The sequence below is a fragment of the Pseudomonas sp. B5(2017) genome (assembly GCF_002112825.1).
Lineage (GTDB): Bacteria > Pseudomonadota > Gammaproteobacteria > Pseudomonadales > Pseudomonadaceae > Aquipseudomonas > Aquipseudomonas putida_Z.
The window spans coordinates 68,431-84,567 of sequence record NZ_NEIR01000004.1 but is presented as its reverse complement, the minus strand read 5'-3'; the positions used below and the strand labels follow the sequence as shown (position 1 = coordinate 84,567).

Annotated in this window: 16 protein-coding genes; 10 read left to right on the top strand and 6 right to left on the bottom strand. The window is 65.1% G+C overall.

What is annotated here, in order from left to right; genetic code table 11:
- The first annotated feature begins 65 nt into the window (after positions 1 to 65).
- The 5 genes from CAG00_RS07320 (at position 66) to CAG00_RS07300 (ending at position 3,674) form a co-directional block, all read left to right on the top strand.
- A complete protein-coding gene (locus tag CAG00_RS07320; protein WP_085663954.1) occupies positions 66 to 659 on the top strand; it encodes a septation protein A in 594 nt (197 codons plus the stop codon).
- Position 660: 1 nt separating this feature from the next.
- Positions 661 to 960: a YciI family protein gene (locus CAG00_RS07315; RefSeq protein ID WP_015271283.1), complete on the top strand. Its 300-nt coding sequence runs from the start codon at positions 661 to 663 to the stop codon at positions 958 to 960.
- A 117-nt stretch (positions 961 to 1,077) separates the two neighbouring features.
- Positions 1,078 to 1,755 carry a response regulator transcription factor gene (locus CAG00_RS07310; protein ID WP_085663953.1) on the top strand — a complete coding sequence of 226 codons (678 nt, stop codon included), beginning with the start codon at positions 1,078 to 1,080 and terminating at the stop codon, positions 1,753 to 1,755.
- A 101-nt stretch (positions 1,756 to 1,856) separates the two neighbouring features.
- Positions 1,857 to 2,273 carry a Spy/CpxP family protein refolding chaperone gene (locus CAG00_RS07305; RefSeq protein WP_025340137.1) on the top strand — a complete coding sequence of 139 codons (417 nt, stop codon included), beginning with the start codon at positions 1,857 to 1,859 and terminating at the stop codon, positions 2,271 to 2,273.
- A 60-nt stretch (positions 2,274 to 2,333) separates the two neighbouring features.
- Complete coding sequence (locus CAG00_RS07300) at positions 2,334 to 3,674, top strand: HAMP domain-containing sensor histidine kinase (RefSeq protein ID WP_085663952.1); 1,341 nt, start codon at positions 2,334 to 2,336, stop codon at positions 3,672 to 3,674.
- Between the two features lie 322 nt (positions 3,675 to 3,996).
- Here the strand turns inward: CAG00_RS07300 and CAG00_RS07295 are convergent, their stop codons facing one another.
- The gene (locus CAG00_RS07295) at positions 3,997 to 4,554 is read right to left on the bottom strand and encodes a nitroreductase family protein (RefSeq protein WP_085663951.1); all 558 of its coding nucleotides are present in this window, start codon (positions 4,552 to 4,554) and stop codon (positions 3,997 to 3,999) included.
- 102 nt (positions 4,555 to 4,656) lie between these two features.
- Between CAG00_RS07295 and CAG00_RS07290 the strand changes: the two genes are divergently transcribed.
- Positions 4,657 to 6,111 (top strand): TrkH family potassium uptake protein, encoded by a 1,455-nt coding sequence (locus CAG00_RS07290; RefSeq protein ID WP_013973677.1) that lies wholly within the window; start codon positions 4,657 to 4,659, stop codon positions 6,109 to 6,111.
- Here the strand turns inward: CAG00_RS07290 and CAG00_RS07285 are convergent.
- Complete coding sequence (locus CAG00_RS07285; protein ID WP_085663950.1) at positions 6,068 to 7,129, bottom strand: AraC family transcriptional regulator; 1,062 nt, start codon at positions 7,127 to 7,129, stop codon at positions 6,068 to 6,070. The genes CAG00_RS07290 and CAG00_RS07285 overlap by 44 nt on opposite strands.
- Positions 7,130 to 7,281: 152 nt before the next feature.
- On the opposite strand from CAG00_RS07285, the gene CAG00_RS07280 reads away from it, so the two are divergent.
- Positions 7,282 to 7,593, top strand: coding sequence for a DUF962 domain-containing protein (locus CAG00_RS07280; RefSeq protein WP_025340141.1), 312 nt, complete (start codon positions 7,282 to 7,284; stop codon positions 7,591 to 7,593).
- A 142-nt stretch (positions 7,594 to 7,735) separates the two neighbouring features.
- Here the strand turns inward: CAG00_RS07280 and CAG00_RS07275 are convergent, their stop codons facing one another.
- Positions 7,736 to 8,548, bottom strand: a complete 813-nt coding sequence (locus CAG00_RS07275; RefSeq protein ID WP_085663949.1) for a UDP-2,3-diacylglucosamine diphosphatase — start codon at positions 8,546 to 8,548, stop codon at positions 7,736 to 7,738.
- A 131-nt stretch (positions 8,549 to 8,679) separates the two neighbouring features.
- Here CAG00_RS07275 and CAG00_RS07270 point away from each other — a divergent pair, with 131 nt between their 5' ends.
- Positions 8,680 to 9,447: an AraC family transcriptional regulator gene (locus CAG00_RS07270; RefSeq protein WP_085663948.1), complete on the top strand. Its 768-nt coding sequence runs from the start codon at positions 8,680 to 8,682 to the stop codon at positions 9,445 to 9,447.
- Between the two features lie 184 nt (positions 9,448 to 9,631).
- Entirely contained in the window at positions 9,632 to 10,522 is an 891-nt protein-coding gene (locus CAG00_RS07260; RefSeq protein ID WP_075045974.1) for a DMT family transporter, read from the top strand.
- Between the two features lies 1 nt (position 10,523).
- Here CAG00_RS07260 and CAG00_RS07255 read toward each other — a convergent pair whose 3' ends face one another.
- Entirely contained in the window at positions 10,524 to 10,805 is a 282-nt protein-coding gene (locus CAG00_RS07255) for a SelT/SelW/SelH family protein (protein WP_025340145.1), read from the bottom strand.
- 67 nt (positions 10,806 to 10,872) lie between these two features.
- Here CAG00_RS07255 and CAG00_RS07250 point away from each other — a divergent pair, with 67 nt between their 5' ends.
- Positions 10,873 to 13,059 (top strand): patatin-like phospholipase family protein, encoded by a 2,187-nt coding sequence (locus CAG00_RS07250; RefSeq protein ID WP_085663947.1) that lies wholly within the window; start codon positions 10,873 to 10,875, stop codon positions 13,057 to 13,059.
- Positions 13,060 to 13,174: 115 nt separating this feature from the next.
- On the opposite strand, the gene CAG00_RS07245 is transcribed toward CAG00_RS07250, so the two are convergent.
- Both CAG00_RS07245 and recQ read right to left on the bottom strand, forming a co-directional pair.
- On the bottom strand, positions 13,175 to 13,612 hold the full coding sequence (locus CAG00_RS07245; RefSeq protein WP_013973685.1) for a MarR family transcriptional regulator: 438 nt from the start codon (positions 13,610 to 13,612) through the stop codon (positions 13,175 to 13,177).
- Between the two features lie 150 nt (positions 13,613 to 13,762).
- Complete coding sequence (recQ, locus tag CAG00_RS07240; protein ID WP_085589121.1) at positions 13,763 to 15,910, bottom strand: DNA helicase RecQ; 2,148 nt, start codon at positions 15,908 to 15,910, stop codon at positions 13,763 to 13,765.
- Positions 15,911 to 16,137: the final 227 nt, after the last annotated feature.

Sequence of the window (16,137 nt, the reverse complement as noted above, 5' to 3'; positions counted from 1 at the left end):
AGGAGCGCTTTCGCTGGAATCGATGTTTGTTATTATGCCGTCACATCCTGATTCTGGCTGCCATTGTGAAACAATTCATCGATTTCATCCCGCTGCTGCTGTTCTTCATCGTCTACAAGCTCGACCCGCGCCCCATGGAAGTCGCCGGCCACAGCTTCGAATTCGGCGGCATCTACAGCGCCACGGCCATGCTGATCATCAGCTCGCTGTTGGTCTACGGCGCGCTGTTCCTGCGCCAGCGCAAGCTGGAAAAGGGCCAGTGGCTGACCCTGGTGGCCTGCCTGGTGTTCGGCGGCCTGACCCTGACCTTCCACAGCGAAACCTTCCTGAAGTGGAAGGCGCCAGTGGTGAACTGGCTGTTCGCCCTGGGCTTCGCCGGCAGCCACTTCATCGGCGACCGGGTGCTGATCAAGCGCATCATGGGCCACGCCCTGAGCCTGCCCGATGCCATCTGGACCCGCCTGAACCTGGCCTGGATCGGCTTCTTCCTGTTCTGCGGCGCGGCCAACCTGTTCGTCGCCTTCACCTTCCAGGACTTCTGGGTCGACTTCAAGGTGTTCGGCAGCCTGGGCATGACCGTGATGTTCCTGGTAGCGCAGGGCGTGTACCTGTCGCGCCACCTGCACGACGACCCTTCTACCTCCAAACCCAAGGATTGACATGCTCTACGCCATCATCGCCAGCGACGTCGCAAACTCCCTGGAAAAGCGCCTGGCCGCCCGCCCGGCGCACATCGAACGCCTGCAGCAGCTGAAGGCCGAGGGCCGCGTGGTACTGGCAGGCCCGCACCCGGCCATCGACAGCAACGACCCGGGCGAAGCGGGTTTCAGCGGCAGCCTGATCGTTGCCGAGTTCGACTCCCTGGCCGCGGCGCAGGCCTGGGCCGATGCCGACCCTTACATTGCCGCGGGCGTGTACGACAAGGTGGTGGTCAAGCCGTTCAAGCAGGTGCTGCCTTGATCTGAGACCGCGAAGAAGCCCACGCGGTACCGGCAGTTATACTGTTGCCATCAGTCTGCGGTATCTTTGCCACTGGCGGGCCGAATAGCCGCCGTCAATGGTTGAATTGAGTGAGTCATGAGCGAGCTGTTACTGATAGATGATGACCAGGAGCTGTGCGAGCTGCTCGGCAGCTGGCTAACCCAGGAAGGGTTTACCGTGCGCGCCTGCCACGATGGCCAGAGCGCACGCCAGGCCCTGGCCACGCATGCCCCGGCGGCCGTGGTGCTGGACGTGATGCTGCCCGACGGCAGTGGCCTGGAACTGCTCAAGCAGTTGCGCAGCGAGCATGCCGAACTGCCGGTGCTGATGCTCTCGGCCCGCGGCGAGCCGCTGGACCGCATCCTCGGCCTGGAACTGGGCGCCGACGACTATCTGGCCAAACCCTGCGACCCGCGTGAACTCACCGCTCGCCTGCGTGCCGTGCTGCGCCGCAGCCACCCCACCGCCACCACCAGCCAGGTGGAACTGGGCGACCTGGTCTACAGCCCTGCCCGTGGCGTGGCCTGCATCGATGGCCGCGAAATGACCCTGACCCTGTCCGAAAGCCGCATTCTCGAAGCCCTGCTGCGCCAACCCGGCGAGCCGCTGGACAAGCAGGAACTGGCGCAGATCGGCCTGGGCCGCAAGCTGACCCTGTACGACCGCAGCCTGGACATGCACGTCAGCAACCTGCGCAAGAAGATAGGCCCCCACGCCGATGGCCGGCCGCGCATCGTCGCCCTGCGCAGCCGTGGTTATTACTACTGCCTCTGAACTTCTTTACCGAGCCTTTACCATCCACTGACCGCGCTTGACGGTGATCTCCCTAGACTGTGCTCATCCGGTAACCACCGGCCCATGAAAGGAGAGACACCATGCGCAAGACCCTTATCGCCCTGATGTTCGCCGCCGCCCTGCCGACCGTGGCCATGGCCATGCCTGAAGGCGGCCCGCGCCACGACGGCCCACATCATCGCGGTGATGCGCCTTTCCACCAGCTGGACCTGAGCCGTGACCAGCGCCAGCAGATCGGCAAACTGATGGGCGAGCAGATGAAACAGCGCCGCGACATCACCGAGCGCTACCTGTCCAAACTGCCGGCCGCCGACCAGAAGGCGATGAAGGACGAACTGCAGGCCAACCGCGACAAGACCGACAGCGCGGTCCGTGCCCTGCTCAAGCCTGAGCAGCAGAAGAAGTTCGACGAACTGCAGAAGGAACGCGCCGCACAGAAAGCCGAGTGGCAGGAGTTCCAGGCCTGGAAAGCTGAAAAAGGCAACAAGGCCCAGTAAGCTGTCCGCCCGATGCCCGGCCCGCCTCAGTGCGAGCCGGGCTTTTCTTGTTTGCAGGAGGTGCACTTGCGTTCACTGTTCTGGCGCATCCTGGCCAGTTTCTGGCTGGCCATCACCCTGGTTGCGGGCCTGTCGATCCTGCTGGGCCATATGCTCAACCAGGACGCCTGGATCCTCAGCCGCCACCCGGGCCTGAATACCCTGGCCAGCAAGTGGGCCAAGCATTACGAACAGGAAGGCCTGGCTTCGGCACAGCACTTCCTGGAACGGCGCAAGGACCGCTACAAGATCGACGTGCAGGTGCTCGACGACAGTGGCGAAGCCGTGGTGCCCGGCACCTTCCCGCGCCGTGCGGCGGCCTTCGAGGCACGCCAGCACAATGACCAGCGGCGCCTGCCGTGGCGCCGGTTGACCGAGGAATACACCAGCCCCGACACCGGCGAGACGTACCTGCTGATCTACCGCATCCCCCACCCGGCGCTGGATGCCTGGCACCGCGAAAGCCTGTTGTGGCCGCTCAGTGCGCTGGGCATTGCCCTGGTGGTGCTGACCCTGTTCAGCCTGCTGGTGACCCTGTCCATCACCCGCCCGCTCAGCCGCCTGCGCAGCGCCGTGCATGACCTGGGCCAGACCACCTACCAGCAGAACAGCCTGGCGCAGCTGGCGGCGCGGCGTGACGAGTTCGGCGTGCTGGCCAAGGACTTCAACAAGATGGGCGCGCGCCTGCAAAGCACCATCGGCAGCCAGCGCCAGTTGCTGCGCGATGTGTCCCACGAACTGCGCTCGCCGCTGGCCAGGCTGCGTATCGCCCTGGCCTTGGCCGAGCGCGCCGAGCCTGAGCAGCGTGAGGCGCTGTGGCCACGCCTGACCCGCGAATGCGACCGCCTGGAAGACCTGATCAGCGAAATTCTCGCCCTGGCGCGGGTCGATGCCGAACAGGCCCATGCCGAGCCGGTCGACCTCAACGCCCTGCTCGGCAGCGTACGCAAGGACGCCCAGCTCAGTGCACCAGAGCAGGACGTGCGCCTGGAGGCACAGCCGGGGTTGACCTTGCAGGGTTGGCCAACGCTGATCGAGCGTGCCGTGGACAACCTGCTGCGCAACGCCCTGCGCTTCAACCCGCAGGGCCAGCCGATCGAAGTCAGCGCCGTGCGCGAGCAGGACCGTATCGTGATCAGCGTGCGTGACCATGGGCCGGGAGCGGCGGCGGAACACCTGGCGCAGCTGGGGGAACCGTTCTTCCGTGCGCCGGGGCAGGATGCGCCGGGGCATGGGCTGGGGCTGGCGATTGCACGCAAGGCGGCGGAGCGGCATGGTGGCAGCCTGGTGCTGGAGAACCATCCACAGGGGGGCTTTGTGGCGCGGCTGGAGTTGCCTGTGACTGAAGCGACAGGCAGTTGATCTGATGTAAATGCTCCCGGCCTCTTCGCGGGTAAACCCGCTCCCACAGGTACCTGTGCAAGGCCTGAAATTTGCGCCACACATGCGGGAGCGGCGGGCGGTTGATGTGCTGTAAAGGCACCCGCCCACTTCCACAGGTACTGTGCAAGGCCTGAATTTTGCGCCACACCTGTGGGAGCGACAGGCGGTTGATGTGCTGTAAAGGCACCCGGCCTATTCCACAGGTACTGTGCAAGGCCTGAAATTTGCGCAACACCTGTGGGAGCGGGTTTACCCGCGAAAGGGCCGGATGCCTTGATACGGCAATCAGCCCAAGGCCGCGTTACTCGCCCCAGGCACTGACGAAATCTGCAGTTTCCAGAGTCGGCGCGGTGCGCGGCTCGGTCAACGGCGTACCCACATACAGATACCCGATCAGCTCCTCGTTCGCGGCCAGCCCCAGGCCCTTGTGCACATGGGCATCGAAAGCCATGTCCCCGGTGCGCCACACCGCACCGATACCTTGCGCATGCGCCGCAATCAGGATGCCGTGCGCAGCACAGCCTGCCGCCAGCCGCTGCTCGGACTTGGGCACCTTGAAGTGGTCCTGCAGCTTGGCAACGACCACGATCAGCAACGGCGCCCGCAGGGGCATGACGCGGGCCTTGTCCAGGGCAGCCTGGCTGGCATCCCCCTTGTGCTGCAGCGCTTCGGCGAACAGCTCACCCAGCTTCTCGCGGCCCTGGCCTTCGATGGTGAGAAAGCGCCACGGCCGCAGCTGGCCGTGGTCCGGGGCGCGCAGGGCAGCCTGGAACAGCGCCTCGCGCTGGGCGGCATTGGGCGCCGGGTCGGTCAGGCGTGGCACGGAAACACGGTTGAGCAATGCGTCGAGAGCCTCCATCGGCTACCCTCCTGGCAGGTAAATGTGCCGCCATTCTAGCGTTTACATCACCAGACCCATAGGTAGAATGGCGCCCTTCCGTTTCGAGTCAGAGCAGATCACATGGCGTTGCCGACCTTAAGGATCATTGGTTTCATCATCGGCATCTTCCTGATTACCCTCGCCGTCAGCATGGCCGTGCCCATGGCGACCCTGGTGATCTTCGAACGCACCCGTGACATGCCGTCGTTCCTCTGGTCGAGCCTGATCACCTTCATCGCCGGCCTGGCCCTGGTGCTCCAGGGCCGCCCCGAGCATGTGCACCTGCGCCCGCGCGACATGTACCTGCTGACCGTCAGCAGCTGGCTGGTGGTGTGCGTGTTCGCCGCCCTGCCGTTCCTGCTGACCCAGCACATCAGCTATACCGACGCCTTCTTCGAAAGCATGTCGGGCATCACCGCCACCGGCGCCACGGTGCTCAGCGGGCTGGACAACATGTCACCGGGCATCCTGATGTGGCGCTCGATGCTGCACTGGCTCGGCGGCATCGGCTTCATCGGCATGGCGGTAGCGATCCTGCCGCTGCTGCGCATCGGTGGCATGCGCCTGTTCCAGACCGAATCGTCCGACCGCTCGGAGAAGGTCATGCCGCGCTCGCACATGGTCGCCAAGTCGATCGTGGGGGTATACGTCGGCTTTTCGATCCTGGGCGCGCTGGGCTTCTGGTGGGCCGGCATGAGCCCGTTCGATGCGATCAACCACGCCATGTCGGCGATTTCCACTGGCGGGTTTTCCACCTCCGACCAGTCGCTGGCCAAGTGGGATATCCCGGCCGTGCACTGGGTCGCGGTGGTGGTGATGATCCTCGGCAGCCTGCCCTTCACCCTTTACGTGGCGACCCTGCGCGGCAACCGCAAGGCACTGATCCGCGACCAGCAGGTGCAGGGTTTGCTGGGCATGCTGGTGGTCACCTGGCTGGTGCTTGGCACCTGGTACTGGGCCACCACCAACCTGCACTGGCTCGACGCCCTGCGCCACGTGGCGCTGAACGTGACTTCGGTGGTCACCACCACCGGCTTCGCCCTGGGTGACTACAGCCTGTGGGGCAACTTCTCGCTGATGCTGTTCTTCTACCTGGGCTTCGTCGGCGGCTGCTCCGGCTCGACGGCAGGTGGCATCAAGATCTTCCGCTTCCAGGTCGCCTACATCCTGCTCAAGGCCAGCCTCAACCAGCTGATCCACCCACGCGCGGTGATCAAGCAGAAGTACAACGGCCACCGCCTCGACGAAGAAATCGTGCGTTCGATCCTGACTTTCTCGTTCTTCTTCGCCATCACCATCTGCGTCATGGCGCTGCTGCTGTCGTTGCTTGGCGTGGACTGGATGACCGCCCTGACCGGCGCGGCCGGCACGGTCTCGGGTGTAGGCCCGGGCCTGGGTGAAGTGATCGGCCCGTCGGGCAACTACGCCACGCTGCCGGACGCTGCCAAGTGGATTCTTGCCAGCGGCATGCTGCTCGGCCGATTGGAAATCATCACCGTGCTAGTGTTGTGCATGCCGGCGTTCTGGCGTCACTGACCACCTCGGGCTCGGCACCCAGGCGGGCGCGGTACTCACTGGGTGTGGCATGGAACCAGCGGCGGAACGCCCGGTAGAAGTTGCTGGGGTCGGCAAAACCCAGCAGGTAGGCGGTTTCCAGCAGGGTCATGCCTGGCTGCGCCAGGTACTGTTCGGCCAGTTCGCGGCGGGTATCGTCGAGCAGGGTCTGGAAGCTGGTGCCTTCTTCCTGCAGCCGCCGCTGCAAGGTGCGCTGCGACAGGTGCAGGGCCTGGGCCAGGGTTTCGCGCTTGGGCTCGCCCTGCGGCAGGATGCGGCACAGTACCTGGCGCACGCGGTGGGTGACCCGGCTTTCCGAGAAACGCGCCAGGTATTCGCCGGCAAAGCGGTCATGCAGGATGGCCATGGCTTCGTTGGCGGTGGGCAGCGGCGCCTCCATGTCGGCGCGCTCGAACACCAGCGCATCGTGCGGTGCCCCGAACACCAGCGGCGAATGGAACGCCACCTTGTACGGTTCGATATTCTTTGGCTGTGGCCCCTGCACCAGCACCCGGCGCGGTTGCACCGGCCGACCGCTGAGCCAGCTGCACAGCGCCAGCGCGCAGGCCAGCGATGCCTCGGCACTGTGCCGGGTCGGTGGCAGATGGTCGCCGTGTACGGTCAGGATCAGCGAATAACCCTCGGGGCCGAGGACGAAGCTGAGGTCGGAGCTTTCGGCGATGATGCGCTGGTAACGCACCAGGCGCTCGAAGCCTTCGGCCAGGGTGCGGCTGGACATCAACGCATAGCCCACCACATGGAACGACGCCGGGCGCACCACCCGCGCCATGTTCAGGCCTATGGCCTCGTTGCCCGACAGTTCCACCGCCAGTTGCCACAACCGGGTCATGGAGTCCTGGGTGAAGCGCGCGTCGGGGTCGTCGAGGGCAGCGAAATCCAGCCCCAGCTGCTTGAACATGGCCCGGCAGTCCAGCCCTTCCAGTTCGAGTGCCTTCACGATCCCTGATGCCCAGCTGGCCGACGTGGTTCTTTCGCTCATGACAGGCATTTATGCTGACCGCTCCTGCGGTGAACCCCAAGGATATTCAATTGGCGCCTATTGTCACTGATAGGCCTCGCCAGTCACTCTAGACTCGAATCAGGCTCCACGCCGTGCATCTTGTCCAGAAGTATTAATCCCGGAGCACTGTCATGAACCGCACAGCGCAGTTTCGCAGTTTTGCCGAGTTCTACCCTTACTACCTGGGGGAGCACAGCAACCCCACCTGCCGCCGCCTGCACTTCGTCGGCACCAGCCTGGTGATAGCCCTGCTGGCCTATATCATCGGCAGTGGCAAATGGTTGTTGCTGCTGGCCTTGCCCGTGTTCGGCTACGGCTTTGCCTGGGTCGGCCATTTCTTTTTCGAAAAGAACCGGCCTGCGACCTTTACCCATCCGCTGTATAGCCTGATCGGGGATTTCGTGATGTTCAGGGATATCCTGCTGGGCAAGATCAGCCTGTAGATTTTTTGGGGCCGCTTTGCGGCCCATCGCGACACAAGGCCGCTCCTACAAGGTCCGCGTAAATTCCGAGCTTACGCGGTCGTTGTAGGAGCGGCCTTGTGTCGCGAAAGGGCTGCAAGGCAGCCCCCTTGGCCCTCAACCCCTACGCCGGTTCGCGCACCGCCGCCGCTGCCTGCGCTTCACGCGCCTGCGCCTCCGCCAGCCGATACAGCTCGATCGTGCCATCCCAATGCTCGATCAGCGCCGTGCACGACTCCACCCAATCCCCGCAATTGAGGTACTCCACCTCCCCCACCTGGCGAATCTCGGCATGGTGGATATGCCCACACACCACCCCATGAAAACCGCGGCGGGTGCACTCGTGGGCAATGGCATCCTCGAAGTCGCTGATGAAGTTCACCGCGCCTTTGACCTTGTGCTTCAGGTACGCCGAGAGTGACCAATAGCCGTATCCATAGCGGGCACGCCAGTGGTTGAGCCAGCGGTTGAGCACCAGGGTGAACTCGTAGGCACGGTCACCGAGGAACGCCAGCCAGCGGTGGTAACGGGTAATCACGTCGAACTGGTCGCCATGGATCACCAGCAGGCGGCGGCCATCGGCAGTCAGATGCTCGGCCTCGTCCACCAGCTGGATGTTGCCGAGCATCAGCTTGGAGTAACGGCGCAGGAATTCGTCATGGTTGCCGGTGACGTAGATCACCTCGGTGCCGCGCTTGCTCATGGTCAGCAGGCGGCGGATCACGTTGGTATGGGCTTGAGGCCAATAGATTCCGCCGCGCAGCTTCCAGCCATCGATGATATCGCCCACCAGGTAGATGCGGTCGACCTGGTAGCCCTTGAGGAACTGCGACAGGTGTTCGGCCTGGCAGTCGCGGGTGCCCAGATGCACATCGGAGATCCACAGGGTACGCACGCGTTGCTTGCGCGAGGGACGGGACAGTTCGGCATGGGTCATGGGCAGGCTCCGGCGCAGTTTGCTGGAGACTGGCAGGCGCGGATGACAGCGCAGTGGCAAAACCGTTACGAGTGATGGACTGCAGGGAATGAGGCACAATGCGGTTCTGCCCTGCGAGGACGACTCTCCCCATGACCGCCGGCCCGATCCTCTCGCTGCGCCATTACCGCGACAGCCTGATCGCCCACAGCCACGAACACCCGCAACTGGTGTTCGGCCTGCGCGGTCGCCTGGAGTTCGAGGTGCAGGGGCATGGCGCCGGGATCGATCGACAGGGGCTGATCGTGGTACCGGCGGGCGCCCATCACACCTGCGCCAGCGATGGCGGCAGCGATTGCCTGGTACTGGATGTACCAGGGGACCACTGGTTGCGCGAGCAACTGGGCGAACATGCCGACGCCAGCCGCCGCCTGCTCGACCGCCCCGCCGCCCTGGGCCTGGACGAGCGCCAGCAGCAATTGGTGGACTGGCTGGCGACCAGCCCCATGCACGACCCGCTGATTGCCCGGCAAGGGGCAGCGCTGCTGCTGGCCAGCCTCAACCCCACGGCAGCAGCCAGCGTCGCAGCCAGCCAGCGCCTGCCCTATGGCGCCTTCGATGCGCATATCGAGCGGCATGCCGCCTACCCGCTGCAAGTGGCTGACCTGGCGCGCATCGCCGGGTTGTCCAGTGCCCGCCTGCATGCGCGCTTCACCGCAGAATGCGGGATGACGCCGATGGACTACATTCGCCAGCGGCGCTTGCTCAAGGCGCGGCGGCTGGTGATGCAGACCTTGCTACCGATGGGGGAGATTGCGGCGCAGGTGGGGTACAGCTCGCAGAGTGCGTTTTCGGCGGCGATGTTGCGGGCGTTCGGGTGTACGCCGTTGGCTTTGCGGCGAGAGTCTGGCGACAATTGACGCCAGTCTTGCGACAGACCGCCTTTGCCTGTGCCTATACACTTTGCCTGTGCCGGCCCTTTCGCGGGTAAACCCGCTCCCACAGGTACTGCACAGGCTTCGAAAGCGGTGCAGTACCTGTGGGAGCGGGTTTACCCGCGAAGAGGCCGGCACAGCCAGTAGAGATCTTGAGCAAGGACCACCCATGAACCACCGCACCGCCCTCGGCGCCCTGCACATCGGCGCGCTGTTCTTCGGCCTCACCGGCGTTTTCGGCAAACTGGCCGCCAGCGCCAGCCCGGCGATCATCGTCTTCGGCCGCGCCGCCTTCGCCGTGCTCGCCCTGGCCCTGTTCGCCAGCCTGACCGGGCCGGGCTGGCAACGCCTGAGCGGCCAGGACGCCCGTCGCCTGCTGCTCGGCGGCGTGCTGCTGGCCGGGCACTGGGTCAGTTTCTTCATCGCGGTAAAGGTCGCCGGCGTGGCCATCGCCACCCTCGGCTTCGCCAGCTTCCCGGCCTTTACCGTGATCCTCGAAGGCCTGCTGTTCCGCGAACGCATCCGCCGCAACGAGGCTTTGCTGGTGTTGCTGGTCAGCATCGGCCTGGTACTGGTCACACCGGCATTCGACCTGGCCAGTGAAGCCACCGGCGGCCTGCTCTGGTCATTGCTGTCGGGGCTGCTGTTCTCCCTGCTGTCACTCACCAACCGCGCCGGCTCCGGCCGTCTGCCTGCAGTGCAGGCGGCGCTGTGGCAGAACCTGGTGGTGGGCTTGTGCCTGCTGCCGTTCGCGGCACCGGACCTGGCCGGCGTAGCCACCATGGACTGGCTGTGGATCGCCCTGCTCGGCATCTTCTGCACCGGCGTGGCGCACAGCCTGTTCGTCGCCAGCCTGTCGGTGATCAAGGCGCGCACCGCCGCCGTGGTGTTCGGCATGGAACCGGTCTACGGCATTGCCGTGGCCTGGGTGGTGTTCGCCGAAACCCCGACCCTGCGCATGCTGCTGGGCGGCGCGCTGATCATCTTCGCCATCGTGCTGTCCAGCCGCCTGGCCGCCGAGCAACCGCCCAGGCAGCGGCCGCTGGCCGAGGGCGCCTGAATCAGCGGTCGTTGTGGCCCAGGTCACGCTGCGGGTCGATCTGGTCGCGCACCCGCTGCTTCAGCACCTTGGCCTCGGGGAAACCACCGTCGGCCTTGCGCTCCCAGATCTGCACGCCATTGCAGGTGATGCGGAAGATACCGCCGGTGCCAGGCTCCAGGGCCACCCGGCCAAGGTCGTCGGTGAAGGTGCTGAGCAGTTCCTGGGCCAGCCAGGCGGCACGCAGCAGCCATTGGCACTGGGTGCAATACGTGATGACGATTTCCGGTTTGCTGTCGGCCATGGTGAGGCATCTCCAGGTGAGGGGCCGCTTATACTAGCGGTCTTTAGCCCACGGTTTGAGACTCACGATGCGCCGTTTGCTGTTCTGTTTCCTGCTCACCCTCACCTCCCTCACGGTATTCGCCGCCGAACCGGCCAGGCCCAAGGTTGGCCTGGTACTGTCGGGGGGCGCGGCCCGTGGCCTGGCCCACATTGGTGTGCTCAAGGCCCTGGAGGAACAAGGCGTGCGCATCGACGCCATCGCCGGCACCAGTATGGGCGCGGTGGTCGGCGGCCTGTATGCCTCGGGCTACAGTGTCGAAGAGCTGGAAAAACTCGCCACCACCCTCGACTGGCAACAGGCGCTGTCCGACGCCCCGCCGCGCAAGGACGTGCCGTTCCGGCGCAAGCAGGATGACCGCGACTTCCTGGTCAAGCAGAAGCTCAGCTTTCGCGACGACGGCAGCCTGGGCCTGCCGCTGGGGGTGATCCAGGGCCAGAACCTGGCGCTGCTGCTGGAAAGCAAGCTGGCACATACCGCCGACACCCGTGACTTCGACAAGCTGCCCATTCCCTTCCGCGCAGTGGCCACCGACATCGCCAGTGGCGAAAAGGTGGTGTTCCGCCGTGGCCACCTGCCCCAGGTGATCCGCGCCAGCATGTCGATCCCGGCGGTGTTCGCCCCGGTCGAACTGGACGGCCGGCTGCTGGTGGACGGTGGCATGGTCGACAACATCCCGGTGGACGTCGCCCGCGAAATGGGTGTGGACCTGGCCATCGTGGTCGACATCGGCACCCCGCTGCGTGACCGCAAGCAGCTGGCCACGGTAGTCGATGTGCTCAACCAGTCGATCACCCTGATGACCCGGCGCAACTCGGAAGAACAACTGGCCAGCCTGCACCGCGACGACATCCTCATCCAGCCACCGCTGACCGCCTTTGGCGTCACCGATTTTGGCCGCGCCCGGGAAATGATCGAGGCCGGCTACCGCGCCACCCGCCTGCTTGACCCGCGCCTTGCCGCCCTGCGCCAGCCCGAAGGTGACAGCAGCCTGGCCGTGGCCCGCTCGCCGCGCCAACGCACGCCGACGATCACCGCGATCAGGATCGAAAACGACTCCAAGGTCAGCGACGAGGTCATCCGCTCGTACATCCGCCAACCGATCGATGCGCCGCTGGAGCTAGGCCGCCTGCAGACCGACATGGGCACGCTGTACGGCCTGGACTACTTCGACCGGGTGCAGTACCGCGTGGTGCACAAGGGCGACGACACCACCCTGGTGATCAACGCCCGCGGCCGACGCGGTGGCACCGACTACCTGCGCCTGGGCCTGAACCTGTCGGACGACCTGCGCGGCGACAGCGCCTTCAACCTGGGCGCCAGCTACCGGGTCAACGGCATCAACAGCCTCGGCGCCGAATGGTTGACCCGTGGCCAGATCGGCGACCAGCAGGAGTTGTACAGCGAGTTCTATCAGCCGCTGGACGTGGGCTCGCGCTACTTCATCGCGCCGTACCTGGACTTCAGCTCGCAGAACATCGAAGCCACCCTGGACAACGACCCGGTGGCCGAGTACCGCCTGGAGCGTTACGGCTTTGGCCTTAACGTGGGGCGGCAGATCGGCACCAACGGCGAAGTGCGCCTGGGCGTGGGCAAGGCCTGGGGCGAGGCCGAGGTACGCATCGGCGACCAGGACCTGCCCAAGGTCAGTTTCAACGAAGGTTTCTACGAGCTGAAGTACTCGTTCGACACCCTCGACAACGTGTACTTCCCGCACAGCGGCGAGGATATCGGCCTGACCTTGCGCAAGTATGACCAGTCGCTGGATTCCGACCAGGATTACCGGCAGTGGATGTTCAACCTGGACAAGGCCCTCAGCAGCGGGCCGAACACCTTCGTGCTGGGCGGGCGCTACGGGCGCACGCTGGATGATACCGAAGTGGTGACCTCGAGCTTCGTGCTGGGTGGCGCGCGGGAGCTGTCAGGCTTCCGCCAGGACTCGGTGTCGGGGCAGAACGTGAGCCTGATGCGCATGGTCTACTACCGCCGTCTGACGCCACGGGCCTACGTGCCGCTGGACTTCCCGCTGTACATCGGCGGGTCGCTGGAGCGAGGGCGGGCGTGGAACAACGACAACGATTTCGACAGTGGCTACATCAATGCGGCGAGCATCTTCCTGGGGCTGGAGACGCCGCTGGGGCCGTTGAACCTGAGCTACGGGGCCAACAGTGCGCATGAGCAGGCGGTGTACCTGAACCTTGGGCATACCTTCTGAACCGTCGGGGCTGCCTTGCAGCCCATCGCGACACAAGGCCGCTCCTACAGGAGTACGCGATCCCCTGTAGGAGCGGCCTTGTGTCGCGATGGGCCGCAAAGCGGCCCCAGGCCCCTCAGGATTTCTCCAGGTTGGCCAGGATCTTGGCATGCACCCGCATGCACACCTGCAGCTCCGCCTCGTCAACCCCGGTGAACAGCTCTACCCGCAGTTGATTGGCAATGGTCTCGATCTGGTCGATCAGCGGTTTGGCCGGCGGGCACAGCACAATCTTCTTCGCCCGCCGGTCTTCCAGCACCGCTTGCCGGCGTACCAGCCCCTGCGCCTCCAGGCTGTCGAGCAGGCGCGCCAGGGTCGGGCCTTCGACACCCACGCTCTGGGCCAGCTCACGCTGGGTCGGGGCCTCTTCGAAACGGGCCAGGTGCAGCAACACCAGCCAGCGCGCCTGGGACAGGTTGAGCCCGGCCAGGCGGCGGTCCAGCTCGGCACGCCAACCCCGGGACATCTGGGCCAGCTGCATGCCGAAGCGGTGTTGGTTGTCGGTCAGGGGCATAAGCAACTCATTGAACAGATCTAATTATTAGGCAGCTAACCATGGCCCGTCCCACGAGGCAAGGCTCGGGCACCCTGGAATGTTCGATAATCGTCAAAAAACATGACAAAGGTCAGCAGATGGCAGTTCTGCCTTCGATCCTGTCGTCACTTACAGCTCGAACTCGGCCGCCAGCGCAGCCCGCACGCAGTACAGCACGCCCTCCGGCACCCGCGCCCCGAACAGCGGCGCAATCGCCGATACCGGTGGCAGCTCGCCCTCGCCATCGAGGAAGGCATCCTGCACTTCCATCAACAGGTCTTCCGGCAGGTCCAGGGCCTGTTCCAGGCTCAGTTCCTGGCGGCCCAGCGCCTCGGCAAGCAGGCTGTAGACGTTCTTCTCGCTGCAGTTGAGCTGCCCGGCGATCTGCGCCGGGGTCATGCCGGCACGGGCCAGGCTGACCAGTTCGTGGCGCAGGTCGAGTACCACTTTCGGCGCTTCGTCGGTGCCACCGCTGTTGTTCAGCACCTCGAGGAAGGCCTGGCCATAACGCTCCAGCTTGCGCGCACCCACGCCGCTGACCTGGGCCATGTCGCTGAGGCTGACCGGCTGGCTGCGCAGCATCTCCAGCAGCGTCGAGTCGGGGAAGATGACGTAGGGCGGCACGCTGTGCTCCTCGGCCAGCTTGCGCCGCAGGGTACGCAGCGCTTCCCACAGTTCGCGCTCTTCGGCACGCACCAGCTGGCTGGCCGGGCTGCCGCCACTGGACGACGAAGTTCTGGCGGTGGTCTGCGGCTTGAGGTCACGACGCAGCTGCAAGGTCACTTCGCCACGCAGCAGCGGCCGGCAGCTGTCGGACAGGCGCAGGCCGCCGTAGCCTTCCAGGTCGATGTCGACCAGGCCGCGCGCCACCAGCTGACGGAACAGCGAACGCCACTCGACTTCGGCCAGCCCCTTGCCGACGCCAAACACCGAGAGCTTCTCGTGGCCGAAATTGCGCACCTTCTCGGTGTCCTTGCCCAGTAGCACATCGACCAGGTGACCGACGCCATAGCGCTGGCCGGTGCGGAACACTGCCGACAGCGCCTGACGGGCCGGCTCGGTGGCGTCCCAGGTCTGCACCTGGTCGACACAGTTGTCACAGTGCCCGCACGGTTGCTCGAGGGTTTCGTCGAAATAGGCCAGCAGCGACTGGCGGCGGCAGCGGGTTTCTTCGCACAGGGCCAGCATGGCGTCGAGCTTGTGCTGCTCGATGCGCTTGTGGCGCTCGTCACCTTCGGAGTTCTGCAGCATCTGCTTGAGCATCACCATGTCCTGCAGCCCGTAGGCCATCCAGGCATCGGACGGCAGCCCGTCACGGCCGGCACGGCCGGTCTCCTGGTAGTACGCCTCGAGCGACTTGGGCAGGTCAAGGTGGGCGACAAAGCGCACGTTGGGCTTGTCGATACCCATGCCGAAGGCGATGGTGGCGACCATGATCAGCCCTTCCTCGTTGAGGAAGCGGTGCTGGTTGGCTGCACGCGTCTCGGCAGCCAGGCCGGCGTGATACGGCAGCGCGGGGAAGCCCTGGTCACAGAGGAATGCGGCGGTTTCGTCGACTTTCTTGCGCGACAGGCAATAGACGATACCGGCGTTGCCGCGGCGCTCGCCGAGGAACGCCATCAGCTGCTTGCGCGGCGCCTCCTTGGGCACGATGCGGTAGAAGATGTTGGGCCGGTCGAAACTCGACAGGAAGCGCTCGGCGCCTTGCAGGTGCAGGCGCTGGACGATCTCCTCGCGGGTGCGCATGTCGGCGGTGGCGGTCAGCGCGATGCGCGGCACATGCGGGAACAGCTCGGCCAGCTGGCCCAGTTGCAGGTATTCGGGGCGGAAATCGTGGCCCCATTGCGACACGCAGTGGGCCTCGTCGATGGCGAACAGCGAGATATCCAGGTCGCGCAGGAAGTCGAGCATGCGCGGCTGCACCAGGCGCTCGGGCGCCAGGTACAGCATCTTCACTTCGCCACGGCGCAGGCGCCCGGCCAGGTCACGCTGCTGCTCCGGGGTCAGCGTGGAGTTCAGCGCAGCGGCCGGCACACCCAGTTCATCGAGCGTGGCGACCTGGTCGTCCATCAGCGCGATCAGAGGCGAGACCACCACCGTCAGGCCCGGGCGCAGCAGCCCCGGCACCTGGAAACACAACGACTTGCCGCCGCCGGTGGGCATCAGCACCAGGGCATCGCCGCCATTGGCCACGCAGTCGATGATCGCTGCCTGGCGCCCGCGGAAACTGTCGTAGCCGAAGACGTCCTTGAGAACGCGCTGAGCCTGTTCGAGCATGTGCAACTCCACAAATCGCCGTACCATCCCGGATACAGGCTGGACGAAAAACCCGCCCCGCACACGCCAAATGCGTAAGCGGTTTTTGCCAGGTAGCCGGCAAACCCTGCCCCTGGATGAAAAATCGCGGAGTATACCGCAGCACCGCCCCGCGCAGGGCACCACGGCGATAGACGTTCCCTTTACCCCGCCGCCGTCGCAAGGTGCTAGAATTCGTTATCGTTTAT